Raw genomic sequence first — 22,770 nt, 5'->3', positions numbered from 1 at the left:
TTTGGTAACCGATTTTTTTTCAAAAAAACCACCCAAATTAATGAGTGGTAACAAACATTCAATCAGTGTATTTAAGCTGACTTACTCACAGCCTCTTTCATTTCTTTTCGCTTTTTCGCATATTCAGCTGTTGCTGTGAAAAGGACATCAGATGATGAGTTAAGGGCGGTTTCACAAGAGTCTTGAAGGACTCCAATAATGAAACCAACACCAACGACTTGCATGGCAACATCGTTTGGAATACCGAATAAATTTGATGCTAAGGGAATAAGCAACAGGGATCCACCCGCAACACCTGACGCCCCTGCAGCAGAAATCGCCGCTAGTATACTAAGAATAAGAGCTGTCGCAAAATCAACTTCAATACCAAGTGTGTGAACGGCTGCAAGTGTTAAGACAGAAATGGTTACTGCCGCACCTGCCATGTTAACAGTACCGCCTAATGGGATCGAAACAGAATAAGTATCCTTATTTAACCCAAGCTTTTCACATAAGTTCATGTTCACTGGGATATTCGCAGCTGAACTACGTGTAAAGAATGCAGTCATTCCGCTTTCTCTTAAACATTGAAAAACAAGTGGGTATGGATTTTTGCGAATATAGAAATATACAATCAATGGATTCACAATTAGTGCGATAAAGAACATACAGCCGAGTAATAGGGCAAGGAGTTTACCATATTCCATCAATGCTGTAAGTCCATTTGTTACTAATGCATCGAACACTAATCCCATGATTCCGATTGGAGCTAGACTAATTATCCATTTTACTACTTTTGTGATGGCATCAGACACATTGGATAATAGAGTCTTTGTTGTATCGTTTGCATTTTTTAATGCAATACCTAAAAGAATTGCCCAAGCGAGTATTCCAATGTAGTTTGCATTCATTAGTGCGTTAACGGGGTTGTCCACCACATTAAATAGTAATGTCTGAAGAACCTCTAGGATTCCACTTGGAGGAGCAAGGTCTTCTGCACCTGTAACGAGTGTCAATTTAACAGGGAAGAGAAAGCTTGCCACAACCGCTACAAGCCCTGCTACGAAAGTTCCTATCGCATAAAGTCCAATTATTGATTTAATATTTGTTTGGGTTCCACTTTTATGTTTAGAGATAGCGTCAATAACTAAGAATAAGACCAATACCGGTGCGATTGCTTTTAATGCACCAACAAATAAAGAACCGAAGATAGTAACCCAACTTGCTCCCTTAGGAACTAACAAAGCCAAAAGAATACCAACTATGATACCAGCAAGTATCCGTTTTACAAGGCTAATTTGATTCCATTTTTGAAATACTTCTTTCATCTTTTTTCCCCCTTTTTCATAGTTGTTTAAAATGATATTGTAAGAATAATATTTGTAAGTTTAACATGAAAATTGTAAATTGTTAATAAATTTTAAGGAGATGGAAATTATTATATTAAAAAATACTTTCGTTCACTCGAATCCAAAAGAATTTACATAAAAAGCCTATAGTCCAAGTGTAGTTTGGATATAGGCTTTATTTTAACATATATTTTAATTATTTATCGACTCTGATTATGATAAATCTTTACAATTTATTCGCTCGTTTTTCGATATGCTAATATAGTGGTTTTTAAGGAAGAATAGGAGCCGATCGCAGCAGAACCATAAAACCAACCCATGAACAGGCCTGCTGCTAGGTCGTGTCGATGGCTATAAAAAACAGAGACCAGTAATCCTATTACAACAGCAAGTGTTGGCACATATTTTTTCGGTATTTTTAAAAGTTTTTTTGTGATTTGTGTAACAATCATCACGAAAGGCACTGCAAAGACTGCATCCCAAAAATTCGTATGTATTATAGGAAAATCCACGTATAATCACCCCTAAAGGTTAATAGGTTTGCACAAAAATCCCGTCAACTTCGTGCCATTCTGCTATAAAGACATCTTTGTAATCAGTAACGTTCTGTGATTGAAGCTGGTCTCTTAACCATGCTTCATTAAATCCTAAATCTTGAATTTCGTCCCATAACACTTTTCCATCTCGAATGAGGGTTACAGGAACGCAAATGGGTTTTTCTGGTAAATTAAAATCTTCTACTGTCGTTTTTTGATATTTTGCTTTCTTTAAAATACTAATTTTACCATTTGTCTCGAGAAAACAAAACGCTACCTCACGAACGGAAAAGGTTTCGCGTTCGCGAAGAAGGCTTTGTAATTGGTTAATATTCAACCTGGCCTTTTTTAAGGCTTCTTTATCAACGGCTCCGTTTTTTATAAGGGCAATTGGTTTTCCTTCAAAGATTCCACGGAAAAATAATAATTTTTGACCAAGAAACTCAACAGTGAATAATAACAATCCCCAAAGGCACATGGAGAAAACGATATAAAAGGTGTTAATCTTATCTTCGTAAAGTGCATTTCCTAATATTTCTCCGAAGACAATCCCTGCAATGTACGTAAATGGTGTAAGGCGGTTGATGATTTTTCTGCCAACAATTTTGACGATAAAAAATAGTAAGAAAAAGCCAGTAATCAGTTCGATTGATAAATGGGCAAACTTCATAAAATATACTCCAATCCCTTTTTGGTAAATCATTATATTTTTCTCCAATTAAAGATGGTTTATCCCGCTTATCGTGTAAACAAAAAACGACTGAATCCATCTTGGATCACAGTCGTTGTCCTTTAACATATTTTTTGTATTACATTTGGTGAGTTATTACGAGGTGAGTTCACTAATGATGACACCTCATAAGCTTCCATTTCTTCTGCAGCCAATGGTTTGAGTAAATCTGAGATTTTTGAAACATCGTCCAAAGAAGGATTAAGCCACAGCTTTTCATCTTCCTTTCGCAAAATGGCAGGCATTCGGTCATGAATATCCTTCATTAGTTCATTTGGAGTTGTCGTAATGATTGAGCAAGAATACAATGCATTTCCATCTGGTGAGTTCCACCGCTCCCAGATTCCCGCCATAGCAAAAAGCTCGTCCGATGATAATTTGATTCTCATTGGTGTTTTCGATTTGTCAGCACCTTTTTTCCATTCGTAAAAGCTGTCTGCAATAACAAGGCAACGTCTATGTTTGAAAGCGTGACGAAAACTTGGTTTTTCGGCCAATGTTTCTGCACGGGCATTAATCATTTTATAACCAATCTTATCATCCTTTGCCCATGATGGAACAAAGCCCCAACGCAAATAACCAAGGCGATTACGCCTGCCATCATTAATTACAGATAGGACAGAATGAGATGGGGCTATATTATAACTAGGGATATATAAGTCTTGTTCAATTGTGGTTTCAATATCAAACCGATTGAGAATGTCATCGAACTCTGCAAATAGAGTAAATCGTCCACACAATTATTATCACACCTCATTTTTAATTTCTATTGGAGACGGTGGTTGGTATGTTGGTAGCTTTATTATAAAGGTTGTGCCTTGGCCAACAGCACTTTCCACTTCAATTGAGCCTTTTAATTGTTCTATGATTTGGAAACAAATTGTTAGTCCAACACCCGTTCCTTTGTCTTTTGTTGAATAAAAGGGTGTTCCGATTTTTGACAGTTGTTCTTTCGTCATACCCGGACCATTATCCGTTATTTTTACCGTGATATCATTATCTTTTGAAAAGGCTTCAATCATTAGCGATCCATCATTCCCAATCGCTTCAATTGCGTTTTTTATGATATTTATAAGAACCTGCTTAATCTCATCCTTATTTCCATTGATAAACAAAAGTTTTTCAATAGAGGTTTCGACTTCAATATTTTGGATATTTGTATAGGACGTCATTAGCTCGACGGTTTTTGCGAGTTCTTCGCTGATGTTTATTAGTTGTGTACTACTATTATTAGGCTTAGCAAGGGATAAATAATCATTAATAATCGATTGAGCACGATTTAATTCAGAAAGGGTAATATCAATATAATTTCGCTGTTTTTCAGTAATATTGTCATCACGAATGATTAATTGTAAAAATCCATTTACTGTTGTTAAAGGATTCCGAACTTCATGGGCAACAGAGGCTGCGAGTTGGCTGATCACATTCATTTTTTCAGAACGTCTTAGTTCCCTTTGTAATTGTATTTGATGGTTTAAGTTTTCAATTAGTAGAACGACCAATAAGAGTGTAATCAAGGTAACAATTGAAAAAATGGACATCTCTAAGATTTGTTCAGTCAGGTTCTTTTTTACTAGGGTGATTGTTCTCGTTATAACTATAAAACAGTAAATGGTTGAAAGGAGCATTAGTTTCTTATTTAATAGAAGAGAATGATATTTTTTTAATAGAAAATAAAAAATGACGGTAATGACTGCGTAATTCATTAACGTAATGAAAAGGTTAGAATTTCCCAACACTTGTGAATAAACTAGCATCATCAAAATAACAGATATTCCTTGGAAAAATCCAATATAGAGAAATGCGACGAATATAGGGATGACTCTGAAATCATACGAAAAACCATTTGCATAGGTTACCGGAAATGACATTGTCAACAGAAGGATAATAACAATCATTCCAAGTAATTTATTCGAATAGTGCTTTGGTGTAGAGTTATTGTCCTGAATGACCAGTAAATAATATAGAAGAATAGGAAAAATGACGATGAGTACATGATAGAGAACATGTCCAATGTGATCAAGCAATTTTTGTGATACCCCCTTGTCTAAAACCTTCCGAATACTACATCATTAAATTCGACATAATCACTAATAATCCTTCATCTTAATACAGAGATATTGAACAATATTTCGGAAAAATGTAAAAGTAATTTATTCGATTCATAATTCTTTTTTTCTTGTTCTGGGTATGATACAACTAAACATATCTTTAATTTTGGAGGTTTATTATGTTTAAGAAATTATTTGGTAGTAAAGATAAAAAAAATGAGGAAATGCTAATTGCCCCAGCGACTGGTAGAATTCTGGCTTTAGAAGAGGTACCAGACCCAGTATTTTCTCAAAAAATGATGGGAGATGGACTTGCCATTGAGCCGTCTGAAGGAAAAATCGTTTCACCTGTTAAAGGAGAAATTATACAAGTTTTCCCAACAAAACACGCAATTGGAATTAAAACAGAAATTGGTTTAGAACTTCTCATACATATTGGTCTTGAGACAGTGAACATGAAGGGGGAAGGATTCACCACTCATGTAAAAGAAGGAGACAAAGTCGAGGTTGGAACTGAATTGGTAACCTTTGACCTTGATTTAGTAAAAGAAAAAGCAGCAAGCACCATTACACCAATGGTCATTACTAATTTTGATGTGGTTGAAACGTTTGAAAAGATCGAAAGCGGGCAGGCAACTGCTGGTTCTACAGAACTTGCAAAAGTAAAGAAAAAATAAGAAGACGGTCCCGAACTGTGGGACCGTTTTTACATATAGTACTAATTGTTTATTTCGTCGTGATATTACATATATAGGAAATGTGGAGCATAGGTATTTTTAAAGGATTGATGATCCAAGACTGTTAACGTCACTTCCTGTGGAAACGTTTTTGTGACGCATACCCTAAAAATAAGTCTTTTTACCTAATGTTAAAAAGAGGATTTTTCCCATTTTTCTAGAAACAGTATATATGCAGTTAAGCCAATGAGAGGGTATGAAATATGGAGATAGGAAGCAGAATACGTTTCTTTCGAATTCAAAAAAATATGACACAAGAAGAGCTGGCACACGAGATTATCTCAATTTCTTATCTTTCAAAAATTGAAAACAACCAAACCTCGGCAAGTATTGAGGTTCTTGAATTATTATGTGAACGATTAGGAATCAAGCTGATAGAAAGTGAAGAATATGAGCAATTAAGGGAGCTTCATGATTGGTACCACCTAATGGTTGCACGAAAAAGGGAACCAGTGATTGCTTTTTATGAATCCTATGAAAGTAAGAATACAAATGATTCAAGGGTTGCCATTTTCTTTGTCCTCTTTGAGTTACGATATTTTATTTTTATCAAACAATTAGACAAAGCCGAAGCGCAAATTAAGAAGATTGAATTATATAAAGATATATTTGATATCCGTATGAACTATTTTTATGAAAAAATTGTGGGTCAATTTTATTATTTTAAAAGCCAGTTTTCTATTGCTATGGAGCATTTTAAGGTAGCCGAAGAAATTTTAACAAGCAGTGTACATTTTGAAAGCTGGGAAACAGCTGATCTGTATTATTATAAAGGGCTAAATCATAATCGATTGGGAAAATTAGCCTTAAGTATCGTGTATATCCAGAAGGCACTAGCCATCTATCAGTCTCTTTATGATTTAAAAAGAAGTGCTGAATGTCAAATTTTACTGGGTATCAGCTATGAAAAAATAAATGAATTTGAAATGGCCGAAGAAAACTATTTATTAGCAACAAAGGTAGCTGAAGGAATAAATGATCCATCTTTATTAGGATTGATTTACCATAACCAAGCTGTCCTTTATTCGAAACTTGGAAAATCTACTTTGGCTATCGAACAATATAGAAAAAGCCTCGAGCACAAAGAAGAGCAAATGGTTGCTGGCAGGCTACGCTCGATCCATGGTTTAATCGAAGAATACCATAAAATCGAGGATTATGATAATTGCAAAAAATGGCTTCACGAAGGATTTTCAATTGTGGAGAAGCATCAAGATTTAACTGAATTCAACATTCATTTTATTTATTATGATTATTTACTACAGAATTCTGAAAATCTAGTAAAGTTTATTGAAAAAGATGCATTGTCGTATTTTGAAGGCATCGAACATCATCTCTACATAGCTTATTATGCAGAGAAACTAGGGAAAATCTATCAAGAAAATCATAAATATAAGTTAGCAAGCTATTTTTTTTCAAAGGCAATCTCGTCTTTGAAAAAACATAGTCACCTATATCAATAAAAATTAAGCGTTAAAAAAGGAGATGGGAAAATGAAAAAATTAATGCTGTTATTCATGCTTGGTCTCGTAACAATTGCAGGTTATCAATTAACAGAAGATGCTGCATTGGTGGACAATGACTACCCAGAATCGCAGGAAGTACAGGCATAATGAAAAAGCAGCCCGTTTTTAATTTCGGGCTGCTTTCTTCATTTATAAAAAGTGATGATAATTGGAATGGTTGTTCTTGACTTCATCGACTTGTTTTTGTATTTTGCGGGAGTCGGTAGAACGATTCTTTTTTGAAATTCGGTCAGCTACAAAACCTACGAGGAGTAACCCTCCAAAAAAGACTAACAGCCAGCCCCATAATGGCATTTTTTCACCCCCATATTGTAGGGTATGTAGGTCGGACAAATTGATGAAGTAAATAAGTGAATCGTAATCTATTTTTAAAATGAAAAAAGCAACGTTCATAAACGTTACTTTTTTGGAACAAATGTAAAGATTTCATGTGATTCAAAGCTGTCTACTAGCCGGTTAAGCCAGAAATAGTATTCTAATGCTTTGTTTAACTTTACAATATCACTTTCAGCTTCTGCTTTAATTTCATTGCTAACTTGCTCGTCCTTTATAAGCTCTTTAAGGTCGGATAATGATTTTTGGATGGCGCTGACATTCATGGATACACCACTTCTCCACTTTATCGTAAAAAAATCAATAAAGGTTTGATACCAATCTTCCTCAACCTCATATAGATCTTTTCGTATTCCTTTTTTCCACACCTTATCGACCATTTTTAATTCCACTAAGTTCCGAACAGAGGTACTCATACTGGTTTTGCTCATGCCTAACTCTTGTTTCATGTCATCGAGTGTCATCGGCTCATCTTGAAAATACATGAGACCCCAGAGTCGGCCAACAGAAGGAGTTACCCCATATAAATTCATATTTTGAGCGATCGCATCAATTACACGTTCTCGAGCTTTTTCTAGTTTGTCTTCGCCTTGCAAATAGATTCACATCCTACAACAAAGTCTTTTAATATATATAGCCTACATATTCGGAGATGGAATGTAAAGGGGAGCTGCTAAAAGGATTATGGAGGATATTGGAGGAATTTTAAGAATGAAGAATGTAAAGTACGTACAGTTTTAACTTTACAAACTTTACGACTGAATATCCCGTTATATCCCTTTTGTGAAATTTGGATATTATTACTACAATTAATAGGTCATAGTTACTAATTGCTTTCTACAACGGTATTTTATTGGCTTTGTAAGAATATCAAATAATTGTTCGTGTTATATCATCAAGAAAAATTGAGGTGACAGAATGGAAAGTGAAAAACAAGTAAAAATAAAAGTTACTAATGTAACAAAAATATTTGGACGCTTATCTAAAAAAGCAATCCAACTATTAAAAGAAGGAAAAACCAAGCAAGAAATCTTAAAAAGTACAGGCTCAACAGTGGGTGTGAATCAAGCCAGCTTTGAGGTTTATCCCGGTGAAATTTTTGTCATTATGGGTTTATCAGGTAGTGGAAAATCGACATTGGTTCGTCTTTTAAATAGATTAATAGAACCAACATCAGGCCATGTTTTTATCGATGGAAAAGATGTCGTCTCCATGAATAAAGAAGAAATCCGTGAAGTTCGTCGGAAAAAAATGAGTATGGTTTTTCAGCGCTTCGCATTATTCCCACATAAAACGGTTCTCCAAAACACGGAATATGGCCTAGAAATCCAAGGCGTACCTAAACAAGAACGCTCACAAAAAGCAATGGAAGCTCTTAAACTAGTTGGCCTAGAAGGCTATGAACATCAATATCCTGACCAGCTCAGTGGTGGGATGCAACAACGTGTAGGACTTGCAAGAGCCCTCGCTAATGACCCGGATATTTTATTAATGGACGAAGCATTCAGCGCCCTTGATCCCTTGATTCGTAAGGACATGCAAGATGAATTGATTGAATTACAAGGATCAATGGAAAAAACAATCGTCTTTATTACGCATGACCTTGACGAAGCATTACGAATCGGTGACCGTATTGCCTTAATGAGGGACGGCAATATCGTCCAAATCGGAACCCCTGAAGAAATACTTATGAATCCATCTAATGAATATGTAGAAAGATTTGTCGAGGATGTCGATTTGTCGAAGGTGCTAACAGCTGGACATATCGTCAAACGTGCCGAAACCGTTCAGGTTGATAAAGGTGCAAGACTTGCTCTTAAAATTATGAAGGATAACGGTTTATCAACTGTTTATGTCGTTGACAAGCAGAATAGACTTTTGGGCGCTGTAAGTGCAGTAGAAGCATCGAAAGCAGTTGAGCAAAATTTAACATTGGCAGATGTCATGGAGAAAAATCTTAAAACCGTTGAAACTAGTACATTGCTTGTTGATTTATTTGATGATGTATCACAAGCGACGATTCCAGTAGCGGTGGTTGATGATCAAAATCGTCTCAAGGGAATTGTCATTCGAGGTGCGGTCATTGGTGCACTTGCAGGAAACAACACATATATAAATGACTTTGGGGCTGAACAACTCCCTCCAAGTGATGAAAGGGAGGTATTATGATGGAAGGTTTATTACCAAAGCTGCCAATAGCTAATTGGATTGACGTTTTTATCGATTGGTTAGTATCAAACTTTGAATTTTTATTTGAAGGAATTGCAGCGGGACTTGAAGGATTTGTCGAAGGAATTGTTGGAGGATTAGGATTTGTCCCTTCCATTTTATTGGCACTTATTATAGGTGTAGTAGCTTGGAAAGTTTGTAATTGGAAAATTGCTCTATTTACTTTAGTAGGATTACTCCTCATTGATAATTTAGGATATTGGGACAATATGCTTCAAACAATTGCCCTTGTTTTAACCTCTGTTGGAATATCCGTTATTGTCGGAATCCCATTAGGAATATGGGCATCACAAAGTAAAACAGTGGGCAATATTGTCATACCGATACTGGACTTTATGCAAACAATGCCAGCCTTTGTGTATCTATTACCGGCAATCTTTTTCTTCAATATAGGTGTTGTACCAGGGGTTGTAGCTTCTGTTATTTTCGCGATGCCACCTACGATTCGATTAACGATTCTAGGAATCACTCAGGTACCAAAGGATTTAATTGAAGCAACTGAAGCCTTCGGTTCAACAACAAAACAAAGGTTACTAAAAGTGCAAATACCACTTGCCAAGCCAACAATTATGGCTGGTATTAACCAAAGTATTATGCTTGCTTTATCTATGGTCGTTATTGCCTCAATGGTAGGTGCACCAGGACTAGGAGCAGATGTATACCGGGCAGTAACCCAACTACAAACAGGAACTGGTTTTGAAGCTGGTCTAGCAATTGTTATTGTTGCAATCATACTAGACCGGATTACTCAAAATATAGGAAAAAAGAAACAAGGGGGAACAGCTTAATGTTTAAAAAAGTAGTAAAAGCATCATTAGCAATTGGATTAACAATAGGGCTTGCCGCATGTGGTGGAGGTTCTGATAAAGCGGGCTCAACACCAGATTCAGTTGGGGAAAGTGTAGATTATAAGATTATTGGGATTGACCCAGGTGCAGGAATAATGAAAGCAACAGGTTCAGCAATTGAGGAATATGGCCTTGAGGAATGGACACTAGTAGAAGGTTCTGGTGCAGCAATGACTGCAGCACTAAAGAAGGCTTATGACAAAGAAGAACCAATTATCATCACAGGTTGGACTCCACACTGGAAATTCTCTGCATTTGATCTAAAGTATCTTGAAGATCCAAAAGGTGTTTATGGCGGGGAAGAAAATATTCATAGTATTGCACGACTAGGGCTAAAAGATGATCTACCAGGGGTTCATAAATTGTTAGAACAATTTAATTGGACTGCAGATGATATGGGGAATGTAATGGTAGATATTAATGAAGGTACTAAACCTGAAGAAGCAGCTGCAAAATGGATCGAAGAGAATTCTGATAAAGTTGCAGAGTGGACTGAGGGCGTACAAGAAGGTAATGGTGAAGAGGTAAAATTAGCTTATGTAGCGTGGGATAGTGAAATCGCAAGTACAAATGTTGTTGCTACAGTTTTAAAAGATTTAGGTTATAAGGTAAAAATGAGTCAAGTAGAAGCTGGTCCAATGTGGACTGGTGTTGCGGATGGCTCAGTTGATGCACATGTCTCTGGTTGGTTACCAGTTACACATGCGGACTATGTAGAAAAATATGATGGCAAATTTGAAGACCTCGGTTCAAACCTAGAAGGCACAAAAATTGGATTAGTCGTACCAGCTTACATGGATATTGACTCAATCGAAGACTTAAAGGAATAACCTTCAGAAATAAGAAACTGTACACTCGTTTTGGGTGTACAGTTTTTTTATGAATTGGGCATAATGGCAATTGTGTTGTACATTTCTAGAAAAGAGGAACGGATCGATGCAAATCAGCAAGTTTTCGATAAAACGACCAACTTTTACATTGGTTTCTATGTTTTTAGTGATTATTTTAGGAATCGTTTCCTTAATGAATATTCCATTAAAATTAATCCCGGATATCAATCCTCCTGTTGGTGTGGTTGTAGCGAACTATTTTGGAGCAAGTCCAAATGAAGTTTCTGAAAAGGTCACCAAACCACTTGAACAAAGCCTGTCTACATTGCCGGGCTTAAAAACAATGTCCTCGACATCCCAAGAAGGTGCATCCTTCATTTTATTACAGTTTTCATGGACAACATCGATTGATGATATTGAAAACGAAATTTTAAGCCGCATCAATCAAACACAAATTACAGATGACGCGGAGTCCCCTCGATTTTTAAAATTTGACCCGTCACAGTTTCCAGTCATCCAATTGTCCTTGAGTATGGAAGGGGATGAAAAAGGCCTACAAGAGCTTGCCGAAGGGTTGGTAACTGAGCTCAATAAAGTCGAAGGTGTCGCAAATGTAAATCTGTCTGGTGTTGTGTCAGAAGAAATAAAAGTGGAATTAGATCAAGAAAAATTAGAAGAGTATGCTCTCACACAAACCGATATTGTTAACATCCTTCGGGCCAATGCAGTTTCACTTCCAGGAAATACGATTGAATCAGAAGGCAAGGAACTTACTACAAGAGTTATTAGTAGTTTGAATTCTGTAGACGATTTAGAGGAACTTGCGATTACATTTGATCCAATCTTAGGTGAAAAAGTGGTATTAGCGGATTTAGCCGAAATTAAGATTGTCCCTGAATCACAGAATACCATTACACGAGCGAACATGGAGCCAGCCATGCTCGTAAGTGTTCTTCAGGAATCAGATGCCAATACAGCGAAAGTTTCGCAAGGTTTTCAAGCGGAATTAGAAAAAAAGCTTGCTCAGAAAAAGTATAAAAATGTCCAAGCTGATATCCTGTTTGACCAAGGGGACTACGTCAAAGTAGCCATTGGCAACATCACCAGCACCCTGTTGCTAGGCGGATTATTTGCAATGATTGTGCTCTTTTTCTTCCTAAGAAATGTAAAGAGTCCACTCATCATCGGTATTGCGATTCCTTATTCGGTCATCGTTACCTTTGTGCTCATGTATTTTTCAGATTTCTCATTAAATATTCTCACATTAGGTGGACTTGCCCTTGGGATTGGAATGCTCGTCGATAATTCAATCGTCGTAATCGAAAACATTTACCGCCATTTATCAATGGGGAAGCAGCCAAAGCAGGCTGCTGCAGAGGGAACAAAAGAAATTGGAACGGCAATTATTGCCTCAACCTTAACAACGGTTGCCGTTTTTTTACCTGTGGTCTTTATAACTGGTTTAATTGGAGAGCTGTTTACGGAATTTGCAGTTACCATTGCATTTAGTTTATTTGCATCCCTCATTGTCGCGTTAACTGTGGTGCCGATGCTAGCGAGTAGATTTTTAAAAAGACCAAAGGAGAACCTTGAAAAAAGACGTCAGACATCAAGGGGGATGCGTTTTTTAGAGAATGCAACAAGTTGGTCATTGAGGCATCGCATCATTGTACTGTTGATAACTCTATTTATGTTTGGGGTAAGTTTATTTGGGCTTTTTACGGTTGGAACGGAATTCATTCCGAAAAGCGATGAGGGCTTTTTTACAATAAAAATGAAGCTTGAAAATGGTACACCACTAAAGGAAACGCAAAAAGCAGTCACAGTGATTGAAAAGCAATTAGAAGAGGAGCCAGAAGTTGATGTCTATGTTAGCTTAATTGGCTCAACTCAAGAAAAAAGCTTTCGAGGAGGAGGGAATACCAACGAAGCGGAAATTTATGTGAAAATGGTTGGGTTTGAGGAACGAAAGCGATCAACCTTCGAATTTGTCGATGATACGAAGCAGAAAATCGAGTCTTCAGTAAGCGAGATACATCCAGAGGCAGTTGTTAAATTCAATCTACAATCTTCTTCAGGTTCAACACCGAACACTTTGCAGTTCCATGTAAAGGATACAGATAAGGGACGGCTCAATGAAGCAGTAGATAAAATTTCGGGTGCACTTGTAATGTTAAAGGATGTTTCAGAAGTTTCAACAGATGTTTCGAAAACAATTGATGAGCTTCAAATTACGATTGATAAAGAAAAAGCGTTTGAAGAGGGGCTTGCGCCTGTACAAATTGCATCAACGGTCAATGATGTGACAAGAGGTACACGAGCTTTACAGGTAATCGATCAAGAAAATACGATTTATCCTGTCAATGTCGGCTATAACCGAGAGTTTACCAATCATATTGATGGCCTTCGAAATCTTCTTTTAAAAACACAAGCAAATACATTTGTTCCTTTAGATGAGGTGGCTGATATTGAAATTGGCGAAGGACCATTAACGGTTCGTAGAATTGACCAACAGCATGCCGTACAATTTACAGTGAAATATGTGTCGACAACCAATCTAGGAGCGATTTCGAAAAAAATTGATGAAGAGGTCGCGGGGCTAGGGCTATCAGATGAAACGGATCTTGTCTACAGTGGTGATAAAGAGCTGTTGGAGTCCTCGCTGGATCAAATGCTGATGGCATTTGTGCTAGCCTTAACATTGATTTACTTCGTCATGGCTGCACAATTTGAGTCATTTAAGTATCCATTTGTGATTATGTTTACAGTTCCGTTAATGGTGATCGGGGTTGCAACTGGTCTCTTTTTCACAAACACTCCGATCGGAATTACAGCGATTATCGGAATTATTGTCCTAGCGGGTATTGTCGTCAACAATGCGATTGTGATAGTGGATTATATTAATAAGAAAAAAGAAGAAGGTATGAGATCATACGAGGCTATTGTGGTGGCGGTAAAAGATCGTACACGCCCCGTGATGATGACAGCCTCAACGACAATCTTAGGTTTGATCCCTCTTGCATTTGGCATAGGGGAAGGCTCCGAAATCAACCAACCAATGGGAATTACCGTTATCGGGGGCTTATTAAGTAGTACACTGTTGACATTATTTGTAATTCCAATCGTGTATAGTTTGTTTGATAAAGAAACGAGGAGGAGGGTTGAAGGGGATTAGGGGGATATGAGATTTAAGAAAAAGGTATAGCTTAAAATGGAGATATGAGAGGGCTTTTGGGTATTGTTGGAAAATGCAGTAACATAAGATGGTGATAAGAGTGGACTTATGGATATATTTGGAAAAAGGCATAGCATAAGCGGTAGATATAAGTGGGGTTATGGATATTGTCGGAAAAAGGCATAGCATAAGTGGTAGATATAGGTGGGGTTATGGATGTTGTTGGAAAAGGCTATGGCATAAGCAGTAGATATGAGTGGGGTTATGGATATTGTTGGAAAAGGCTATGGCATAAGTCCAAGATATTAATAGACTTTTGGATGGTTTTGGAAAATGCTAAATCAAAAAATTCAGTTGAAAAGGAAACCAATCCAGAACCAATCGCCAAATCCTCTTCATAAGCCGGATGAAGAGGAAACCAAGCAGGAACCGAAAGCCAAATCCTCTTCATAAGCCGGATGAAAAGGAAATCAATCCAGAACTAACCGACAAATTCTCCTCATAGGTCGGATGAAGAGAAATCCAATCCAGAACCAATCGCCAACCCCTTTTCGTTAGCTGGATGAAGAGCAAATAAACCAAAAAACAATTACCAAATGCCCTTCATCCAAACCGATTTCTAAAAAAATCCACTCTGACCCGGCAGCCGAGCGTCCAACTTACTTCTGCCGCAAAAACTCCAACACAGGTTCAAATGGCTGTTCATCTTTGGCATCAAAATAATGTGTAAAGGGGCAGCCTTTTTCATTGATTCGCTCAATAATCGACTCCAATGGAAAATCTTCAATGGACAAATCATCTGTTATCTCTTCCCAATAAAGTGGAGTCGCAACATACGCCCCATCATTCCCGCGAACTGAATAGGGAGCGACAATTGTTTTTCCCTCAGCATGTTGCACATAATCGACATATAGCCGGTTGCCGCGGTTCTTTTTAAGTCTCTCCGTTGTAAAAAAATCGGGTTCCATCGTTGTCAAATAGTTTGCGACAAACTCTGTAAATTGTCTTGTATCATCATACGTAAACCGGTTTTCTGGAAGTGGAATATAGATCTGTAATCCCTTATTACCAGATGTTTTTACAAATGAAATCAATTTAAGACCATCAAAAACTTCTTTTAAAATTGTCGCAGCCTTTTTTGCCAATGGAAAAGCATCACGAGAAGGAGGATCCAAATCAAAAACAATCTCCGATGGTCCTTTTGAATAAATGGTTTGAAACGGGATATGAAATTCGAAACTCAATTGATTCCCTAACCATGTGAGAGTTTTTAAATCATTACAAACAATATATTCAATCCCTTCGGACAACGAGGTTTGGATGAAATCGGGTGCATAATCAGGACAATTTTTTTGGTAAAACTTTTCACCATACATTCCGTGTGGATAACGAATGACTGTTAATAAACGCTCCTTTAAAAATGGTAGCATATATGGAGAAACCTCCACTAAATAGTGGATGTACTCAAGTTTTGTGATAGATTTATCTTTCCAGAGTGGTTTTTCAGGATGGGTGATTTCGATCTCTTCAGGTAGAAGCGGTGTTTTTCGGACAAGTTTTTCCCATGTACAGTCCTGCCACTCTACATCAAACCGGAATTTTGAAAAGCTAGGCTGGCGTAGTTGCTCTTTATACAATTCCAAATAAAAAAGCTCGACGCAAATGCCAGGTTCTACTTTAATAAAGCCAGTAGTTTGCTCAATTGCATTCGCTTGAATGACCCCAAGTAGAGCCTGTCTTTCATCTGGTGATAGACCATGTGAAAACAAGCCAATCTCATATATTTCATTCTTTTTCATTACACCAACATGGAAAAAGGCATTCTTTTTGTCGTAGCCCAGAATAAAAAAGACGCCAACCTGCCAATTTTTTATTTTGTACCAGTTTGTTGTACGCTTGCCTTCATCCCATGTACTATCAATCTTTTTTGCAATAATCCCTTCTGCATTAGCTTGAGTTGCTACTGCCCAGATTGAATGAAAATCTTGTTCATATGTAACTAATTGGATGAGTTCTCGATTAGTTGGATCAACAACACTAGGCAGTTTAACATCAGCAAAGAGATTATATAATGTCGTTTTTCGGTCTTGGAATTTTCTTTCCATGAGGTTTTCGTTGCCTAGCACCAATAAATCAAAAACCAAATATTGAGCGGGTTTGGATGCAGATGCTTGAGCAATTTTAGCTTCACTCTTCAATCGACCACGTTGCTGAATAAGCTCGAAGCTTGCTTTAAAAGATGATTCTAATATGCAAAGCTCCCCATCGAAAACAAGTGGTAGGTACGATTTCATTACATCTGAAAGTCCTTTACATTGTTTAATGATCTCAGGAAACTGTTCATTAAGAAGGTTTCCGTTCCTACTGATCAACTGGATACGATCTTTGTCCCAATGCAGCATTGCCCGGAATCCATCATACTTAATTTCGTATACCCAGTTTGGTCCAGTAGGGGCTTCAAAAATAAGAGTTGGAAGCATTGGCTTTAGCATCGTTTCACTCCTTTATTGCTACCCCTTTAGAAAGGAGCCCCTATCATGTACCAACTTTTTTACGGGTTGTTCTCGTTTTTGGTTTTACAGTAGTGCTCTTATCAGTACCTGTAGGTGCCTCTTGCTTTGCTTTCGGTTTTGCATTTCCTTTTGGCGCAGCGGCTTTTTTGGATGAAGCTGTTTCTTTTGATTTTGTCCGTTCAATACTGGCTTGTAAGGCACTCATAAGGTCTACAACATTTGTACGAGGGGCTTCCTTAGAAGTCGTTCCTTCATTATTATTAATTTTCGATTCGATAAGCTCCATAAGAGCAGTGCGGTACTCATCTTTATATTTTTCTGGATTGAATTCAGTTGTTAACTGATCAATCAGCATAATGGCCGTATCGAGCTCCTTTTCATTAATTTCCACGTTTTCAGGGACGCCAGGAACTTCAGCGACATTGCGAACTTCATCCGGATAATGGATCGTCTCCATCACAAGGCTGTTTTTATAGACACGGATAATCGCCATTTGCTGCTTTGAACGTATCGTAATTTCAGCAATTCCAATCTTCCCTGATGTTTGTAAAGCCTCACGAAGTAGTGCGTATGCTTTACTACCATTTTCCCCCGGCCCCATGAAATAAGAGCGGCTAAAATAGATCGGATCTATTTCCTCGAGCTTAACAAAATCAATGATTTCAACACTTTTATCCTCATGCTCATCCTTAAGTTCTTTTAGTTCCTCATCATTCAAAATAACAAATTTCCCTTTTACATATTCATAACCTTTTACGATATCGTCATTCCCAATGTCTTTTTCACAATTTGGACAAGTTTTTTCATATTGAATGGGGGTATTGCATTCTTTATGAAGATTTCGGAGTTTTACGTCTTTGTCTTCAGTTGCTGAAAAAAGCTTTATCGGTATATTTACTAGTCCAAAACTGATGGAGCCTTTCCACATTGTATGCATAAGTTTTCCTACTCTCCTTTTTGTAAGTATTGTTTCCTTAAACTGGCGCGGCAATGATGGTAATATAAACCTGAGGATATTTAAGAAAAAATAATGAATAAAAATAATATTTACCCCCTCAAAAAGAAAACCGATGACGTAATCTGTAAATGAGTCAAACATTACAAACGAAACTTGGAATGTAACGGAAAAGAAATATATGTTACAAAGCATGTCACCTTTCGAATAAAGTGTAGTCTTTGGTATTGGTACTTTTGTAATATTTTTTGTATAAGCCTCAATATGTGAAAAATTGTTATTGAATCTCGCTTTCATCTCTTGCTACTATTAACAGATAGTACAGAGAAATTGAGGTGAAACCAGTGCTGAGTCTATTATTTAAAATTGGAAAGCGAAAAAGCACTCTGGAAGAAACCGTTATTGAGATTCAAAATGGAAATCCAAACTTACAAAATAAACTAATAGAAGACTATAAACCCTTTATTGCAAAAAATGTGTCTGCCGTTTGTAAACGATATATAAGTGAATCGGATGATGAATTCAGTATCGGACTAATTGCGTTTAATGAAGCCATTGAGAAATACTCTAGTGAAAAGGGTAGCTCCTTTTTATCCTTTAGTGAACTGCTCATTAAAAGACGAGTAATTGACTACATCCGTAAAGAAGCACGAGTAAGGAATATTAATTTTATCTCGAATGGTGAAACAGATGAGGAAGGGGCACAATCGAAAATTGAGGCTCATCTTTCTGTCGATGATTACCAAAGGAAAGTGGAGCAGGAACAAAGAAAAGAAGAGATTCTCCATTTTCATCATGTATTGCAGGAATTTGGCTTGTCATTTCACGAGTTGCTTGAAATCTCACCAAAACATGCAGATGCTAGACTGAACGCGATTATGGTATCAAAGGCCGTTGTTGAAAATGAAGAGTTAAGACGTGGGTTGTTTGAGAAGAAACAGCTTCCGATTAAGCAGCTAGAATCGAAAGTAAGCGTCAGTCGGAAAACGATTGAGAGAAATCGGAAGTACATTATTGCAATGGCCATCATTTTATCTGGCGACTATGTCTATTTAAAAGATTATCTAAAAGGGGTGCTCGAAAGTTGAAAAAGGGGATCGTTATGGATGTGAACGATGAATATATTACGATGCTAACCCCTGACGGTGAATTCGTAAAAGCCAAACATATGAAGGAAAGCTATGAAATTGGTGAGGAAATGACTTTTTTTCCAATCAATGAACGAGTAAGCCATACTTCAAATCGTCGTTTCTTTCAGGTGAAGAAATGGCGTTACGCACTTGCAAGTTCTTTAGTTGCAATTTTATTATTATCTTTATTTATACCTTTTTCATCGAATGATGAGGTGTATGCTTACATGTCCATTGATATCAATCCAAGCTTTGAAGTGGGATTAGATGAAAACCTTCAAGTCGTAAGTCTAGAAGCTTTAAACGACGAGGCAAAAGAACTAATGGAATCCATTCCAGATTGGAAGAATAGCACTCTCGATTCCATTACGGAAAAAATCATTCAACATAGTAAAGATAATGGCTATCTTAACGATGGAAAGCAAGTTTTAATTACAACGGTTGTTGCAGACACACATAACCAAAAGGTGGACCAAGAGCTCCAGCAAGGAATTGAAGAAATTAAAGCAGAGTATGAAAAAGAGCAAATTGCAGTTACCTCTTTAACAAGTACGGTTGAAACAAGAAATGCTGCTAAAGAAAAGGGTATGTCTACAGGTAAACTGCTAATTAAAGAAAACAAAGTTCCTAAACCAGTCGAAGAAATGAAGACTAAGCCTGCAGAGACAGATAAAAATACAAATAACCAGCAGGAAGATGCCCAGCAACAAAAACATCTAAACGAGTTTAAGAACACTCAGAAACAAAGGGCGGAAGAAGTGCAAGATGAGCTTAAAGAGAAAAAAGAACAGATAAGAGATAAAGTCAAAAACAATATAGAAAACTCCAATATGCCAGAACATATAAAAGAGAAAAAGTTTGAAAAAATGGATCAAAAGTGGGAAGAGAAACAGCGTAAACAAGAAGAACGAGAGCAGAGAAAAGAAGAAAAGAAACAAGAGAAAGAAAATAACAAACGCGGAAATAACGGAAACAACAATGGCAATAATGGGAACCACAATAATGGCAACAACCATAAAGGAAACGATGATTAAAGCCGAGGGGTAACCTCGGCTTTTTTCCATCTTATGAAGTTTTTATTCGCCTTTTAATTGGGACTGTGCTTGTGCCACTAGGCGTTTTGTAATTTCGCCACCTACTGAACCATTTGCACGAGACACTGTATCTGAACCAAGCTTAACACCAAATTCTTGGGCAATTTCAAACTTTATTTGATCTAAAGCCTGTTCGATTCCAGGAACAAGCAATTTGTTACTGCTTCTAGCCATGACTCTCACTCCTTTTCAATTATAGAACAACGTTTAACTCGTTGTATTTTTAGTATAAGGAGATTATTAATTTCAATACTGGAAATGCATACTAAAATTAAAAGCGCAAGCACCTTGGGTTGAACGTCTACTAAATACTGCCACGTCCTGTGGCAAACCGTAGACGTCAGCACATCCTCGAAAATGCTATGCATTTTCTTCGTGCGATGATTATGCTCTCGAAGCTTTCCTTGTCCTGTGCAAGTTCGACAAGCATAAGAAAAGCAGGCGGGAAGGATGCAGTTTAATCCTTCTTGACGGATTTGTTTATGACCTTGAGGGGCTAGGCGCTGGAGCTAGACATCGAAAAATTTGGTAATAACCGAAAAAAGTCTTTCAAAATGACAATGAATTCATTAATATAGAGGGATAGATTTGACAAAGATGTTAGGGTGAAAGAAATGTGGAAAAAAATTAATTTGTACATTAATGAGCTAACACCAGCTCAATTAATTTTTGCGTTCTATCTGTTAGCCGTTACGATTTCGGTTATTTTACTAAGCCTTCCCTTCGCGATTAAAGAGGGTGTTCATGTTTCCTTCATTGATACGTTATTTACAGCTGCAAGTGCAGTAAGTGTAACTGGGTTAAGTGTTATATCAATTAAAGATACATACACCGTAGCAGGAATTTTTATTTTAATATTTGTGTTGCAGGTGGGCGGAATTGGAATTATGACAATGGGAACGTTCATCTGGTTATTATTTCGCCGCAAGATTGGTCTACGAGAAAGACGTTTAATCATGGTTGACCAGAACCAATCACAGCTTTCAGGTTTGGTAAACCTGCTTAAACAAATTATTATCATTATGGTTGGGATTGAGTTCTTCGGCAGTTTAATTTTAGGTCTTTATTTTATGCAATTTTTTGATACGTGGCAGGAAGCTTTTATCAATGGTATTTTTGCAGCTGTTAGTGCGACCACAAATGCTGGGTTTGACATAACAGGAAGTTCATTAGTACCGTATGCTAATGATTATTTCATTCAATTTATAACGATTATCTTAATTATTTTAGGAGCCATTGGCTTTCCGGTATTAGTTGAAATAAAAGATTTTCTCCTTCATAGAAAGGGAAGATACCGTTTTTCATTATTTGCGAAGTTGACAACTGTTACGTTTCTGTCACTAGTTGTCTTTGGGACGTTAATGATTTTTCTTATCGAATACAATCATTTCTTTAAAGGAATGGCCTGGCATGAAACCTTTTTTTATTCCTTATTCCAATCTGTTACAACCAGAAGTGCAGGGCTTGCAACGATGGATGTCAACCAGTTTTCAGAGCCAACATTACTGTTCTTAGGTGCAATGATGTTTATTGGAGCTTCACCTAGCTCTGTTGGTGGGGGAATCCGAACAACGACATTTGCGATTAATATATTATTTTTATTCAATTTCGCAAGAGGGAATAAATCAATTAAAATCTTTAAACGTGAGATCCATGAAGTAGATATAAAAAAATCACTGATTGTGACGATTTTTGCTTTTTTCACATGCTTTCTCTCGATTTTCATATTAACCATTACGGAGAACTTTACGTTTACTCAAATTTTCTTCGAGGTTGCATCTGCATTTGGTACATGTGGATTATCGATGGGGATCACCCCTGACCTAAGTAACTTTGGAAAGTTTCTTATTATGTTTCTCATGTTTATCGGAAGGGTAGGAATCCTGAACTTTATCTTTATTATTGGAAAGAAAGGCAAGGATGCTAATTATCACTACCCGAAAGAAAGACTGATAATTGGATAATAAAAGAGCACCTATGATGGTGCTCTTTTTCAATCATTGCCGTAGCTTGTATCCTTGGATGGATGCATGAAGGGGACCCCTTTGGGTTGTTTCTTGCTTTCCAATAGCTCTCGGTTTTCAGTTGTGTTCCAGCCGATGTCATTGGTCGGATGGACCCATTCGTCACCAGCCATGATCTCTGGGTCTGTTTCATCACTCCAATTATTAAGTGGAGAATTTGGTGAATTATAAAGACTGTCCCCAATCACGACTCCATGTTCATTGACAAATGGCTCTTGCATTTTAATTCCGGTCTCTTTAAAGGATGGGGCTGAGATTTGATGGGGCATTGTTTCGTCCATAATAGGTGATTCGATTTCTTCCGATTGCTTTTTCTCTTTGGTCATTTATATACACCTCACACTTTGGTTTTACGTTAGTGTTAGCCAAGGTAAGACAATTTATAAAGTGGTGGACTTATGCAAATTTTTGGTCGATCCTCGACTTAAATATCTCATTTAAGACGCAAAAACCTGGATTGTCCCGAAGCAATTCAGTAACTGAAGCTCTGTTGAGGTGAATTTTACCATTTATGGAGGACGTATTCATGGTGAAAACTATGGATTAAAGGGGGGGTAACACATGAAACGGAAAGTAAAATTTGATGCTGCAAGAAAAAGCAATTTTACACCAAAAGAAAGCATGCCTGACACTGAGTTTTCTGCAGAAGCAGATTATGAAAATCCAATGAAGGGCGCAAACCGTAATTCGAAAAAAGGTAATAGTACGGGTGAATAACAAAAAGAGTCAGC

General features: G+C 37.1%; 22 protein-coding genes. 11 read left to right on the top strand and 11 right to left on the bottom strand.

Going from position 1 to position 22,770, the window contains the following annotated elements:
• Positions 1 to 71 precede the first annotated feature (71 nt).
• The 5 genes from sstT to RGU12_RS05195 form a co-directional block, all read right to left on the bottom strand.
• Positions 72 to 1,307, bottom strand: a complete 1,236-nt coding sequence (gene sstT / locus RGU12_RS05215) for a serine/threonine transporter SstT (RefSeq protein WP_309535119.1) — start codon at positions 1,305 to 1,307, stop codon at positions 72 to 74.
• A gap of 254 nt (positions 1,308 to 1,561) precedes the next feature.
• Positions 1,562 to 1,840: a hypothetical protein gene (locus RGU12_RS05210; protein WP_309535118.1), complete on the bottom strand. Its 279-nt coding sequence runs from the start codon at positions 1,838 to 1,840 to the stop codon at positions 1,562 to 1,564.
• 19 nt (positions 1,841 to 1,859) lie between these two features.
• On the bottom strand, positions 1,860 to 2,534 hold the full coding sequence (locus RGU12_RS05205) for a DUF421 domain-containing protein (protein ID WP_309536272.1): 675 nt from the start codon (positions 2,532 to 2,534) through the stop codon (positions 1,860 to 1,862).
• A gap of 122 nt (positions 2,535 to 2,656) precedes the next feature.
• Positions 2,657 to 3,334 carry an SOS response-associated peptidase gene (locus RGU12_RS05200; protein WP_309535117.1) on the bottom strand — a complete coding sequence of 226 codons (678 nt, stop codon included), beginning with the start codon at positions 3,332 to 3,334 and terminating at the stop codon, positions 2,657 to 2,659.
• Between the two features lie 6 nt (positions 3,335 to 3,340).
• Positions 3,341 to 4,621, bottom strand: coding sequence for an ATP-binding protein (locus RGU12_RS05195; protein ID WP_309535116.1), 1,281 nt, complete (start codon positions 4,619 to 4,621; stop codon positions 3,341 to 3,343).
• A gap of 203 nt (positions 4,622 to 4,824) precedes the next feature.
• On the opposite strand from RGU12_RS05195, the gene RGU12_RS05190 reads away from it, so the two are divergent.
• Both RGU12_RS05190 and RGU12_RS05185 read left to right on the top strand, forming a co-directional pair.
• Positions 4,825 to 5,322 (top strand): PTS sugar transporter subunit IIA, encoded by a 498-nt coding sequence (locus RGU12_RS05190; protein ID WP_309535115.1) that lies wholly within the window; start codon positions 4,825 to 4,827, stop codon positions 5,320 to 5,322.
• Positions 5,323 to 5,585: 263 nt separating this feature from the next.
• Positions 5,586 to 6,845, top strand: coding sequence for a helix-turn-helix domain-containing protein (locus RGU12_RS05185; RefSeq protein ID WP_309535114.1), 1,260 nt, complete (start codon positions 5,586 to 5,588; stop codon positions 6,843 to 6,845).
• Between the two features lie 192 nt (positions 6,846 to 7,037).
• Here the strand turns inward: RGU12_RS05185 and RGU12_RS05180 are convergent, their stop codons facing one another.
• The gene (locus RGU12_RS05180) at positions 7,038 to 7,202 is read right to left on the bottom strand and encodes a hypothetical protein (RefSeq protein ID WP_154670425.1); all 165 of its coding nucleotides are present in this window, start codon (positions 7,200 to 7,202) and stop codon (positions 7,038 to 7,040) included.
• Between the two features lie 104 nt (positions 7,203 to 7,306).
• Positions 7,307 to 7,837 carry a choline uptake/conversion transcriptional regulator CudC gene (cudC, locus tag RGU12_RS05175; protein WP_309535113.1) on the bottom strand — a complete coding sequence of 177 codons (531 nt, stop codon included), beginning with the start codon at positions 7,835 to 7,837 and terminating at the stop codon, positions 7,307 to 7,309.
• A 322-nt stretch (positions 7,838 to 8,159) separates the two neighbouring features.
• On the opposite strand from cudC, the gene proV reads away from it, so the two are divergent.
• From proV to RGU12_RS05150, 5 genes are all read left to right on the top strand, one after another.
• Positions 8,160 to 9,410 carry a glycine betaine/L-proline ABC transporter ATP-binding protein ProV gene (proV, locus tag RGU12_RS05170; RefSeq protein ID WP_309535112.1) on the top strand — a complete coding sequence of 417 codons (1,251 nt, stop codon included), beginning with the start codon at positions 8,160 to 8,162 and terminating at the stop codon, positions 9,408 to 9,410.
• Entirely contained in the window at positions 9,410 to 10,258 is an 849-nt protein-coding gene (locus RGU12_RS05165) for an ABC transporter permease (protein ID WP_309535111.1), read from the top strand. Before proV ends, RGU12_RS05165 begins: the two co-directional genes overlap by 1 nt.
• The gene (locus RGU12_RS05160) at positions 10,258 to 11,148 is read left to right on the top strand and encodes a glycine betaine ABC transporter substrate-binding protein (protein WP_309535110.1); all 891 of its coding nucleotides are present in this window, start codon (positions 10,258 to 10,260) and stop codon (positions 11,146 to 11,148) included. The genes RGU12_RS05165 and RGU12_RS05160 overlap by 1 nt, the downstream gene beginning before the upstream one ends.
• A 106-nt stretch (positions 11,149 to 11,254) precedes the next feature.
• Complete coding sequence (locus tag RGU12_RS05155) at positions 11,255 to 14,323, top strand: efflux RND transporter permease subunit (protein ID WP_309535109.1); 3,069 nt, start codon at positions 11,255 to 11,257, stop codon at positions 14,321 to 14,323.
• A gap of 212 nt (positions 14,324 to 14,535) precedes the next feature.
• Entirely contained in the window at positions 14,536 to 14,724 is a 189-nt protein-coding gene (locus tag RGU12_RS05150; RefSeq protein ID WP_309535108.1) for a hypothetical protein, read from the top strand.
• Between the two features lie 258 nt (positions 14,725 to 14,982).
• Here RGU12_RS05150 and RGU12_RS05145 read toward each other — a convergent pair whose 3' ends face one another.
• Positions 14,983 to 16,815, bottom strand: a complete 1,833-nt coding sequence (locus RGU12_RS05145) for a DNA ligase D (protein ID WP_309535107.1) — start codon at positions 16,813 to 16,815, stop codon at positions 14,983 to 14,985.
• A 43-nt stretch (positions 16,816 to 16,858) separates the two neighbouring features.
• Positions 16,859 to 17,773: a non-homologous end joining protein Ku gene (gene ku / locus RGU12_RS05140; RefSeq protein WP_309535106.1), complete on the bottom strand. Its 915-nt coding sequence runs from the start codon at positions 17,771 to 17,773 to the stop codon at positions 16,859 to 16,861.
• 353 nt (positions 17,774 to 18,126) lie between these two features.
• Between ku and sigI the strand changes: the two genes are divergently transcribed.
• Both sigI and RGU12_RS05130 read left to right on the top strand, forming a co-directional pair.
• Positions 18,127 to 18,879 (top strand): RNA polymerase sigma factor SigI, encoded by a 753-nt coding sequence (gene sigI / locus RGU12_RS05135; RefSeq protein WP_309535105.1) that lies wholly within the window; start codon positions 18,127 to 18,129, stop codon positions 18,877 to 18,879.
• Entirely contained in the window at positions 18,876 to 19,955 is a 1,080-nt protein-coding gene (locus RGU12_RS05130; protein ID WP_309535104.1) for an anti-sigma factor domain-containing protein, read from the top strand. The genes sigI and RGU12_RS05130 overlap by 4 nt, the downstream gene beginning before the upstream one ends.
• A gap of 42 nt (positions 19,956 to 19,997) precedes the next feature.
• Here the strand turns inward: RGU12_RS05130 and RGU12_RS05125 are convergent, their stop codons facing one another.
• A complete protein-coding gene (locus RGU12_RS05125; protein WP_116351043.1) occupies positions 19,998 to 20,189 on the bottom strand; it encodes an alpha/beta-type small acid-soluble spore protein in 192 nt (63 codons plus the stop codon).
• A 440-nt stretch (positions 20,190 to 20,629) separates the two neighbouring features.
• On the opposite strand from RGU12_RS05125, the gene RGU12_RS05120 reads away from it, so the two are divergent.
• Positions 20,630 to 21,979 (top strand): TrkH family potassium uptake protein, encoded by a 1,350-nt coding sequence (locus RGU12_RS05120; RefSeq protein ID WP_309535103.1) that lies wholly within the window; start codon positions 20,630 to 20,632, stop codon positions 21,977 to 21,979.
• Positions 21,980 to 22,008: 29 nt separating this feature from the next.
• Here the strand turns inward: RGU12_RS05120 and RGU12_RS05115 are convergent, their stop codons facing one another.
• Positions 22,009 to 22,365, bottom strand: a complete 357-nt coding sequence (locus RGU12_RS05115) for a DUF3905 domain-containing protein (RefSeq protein ID WP_309535102.1) — start codon at positions 22,363 to 22,365, stop codon at positions 22,009 to 22,011.
• A gap of 235 nt (positions 22,366 to 22,600) precedes the next feature.
• On the opposite strand from RGU12_RS05115, the gene ykzP reads away from it, so the two are divergent.
• Positions 22,601 to 22,756 (top strand): protein YkzP, encoded by a 156-nt coding sequence (ykzP, locus tag RGU12_RS05110; protein ID WP_099354306.1) that lies wholly within the window; start codon positions 22,601 to 22,603, stop codon positions 22,754 to 22,756.
• The last annotated feature ends 14 nt before the right edge of the window (positions 22,757 to 22,770 follow it).

The organism is Ferdinandcohnia sp. QZ13 (assembly GCF_031324165.1).
GTDB lineage: Bacteria > Bacillota > Bacilli > Bacillales > Bacillaceae_L > Ferdinandcohnia.
This window is presented reverse-complemented; position numbering and strand designations above follow the sequence as displayed.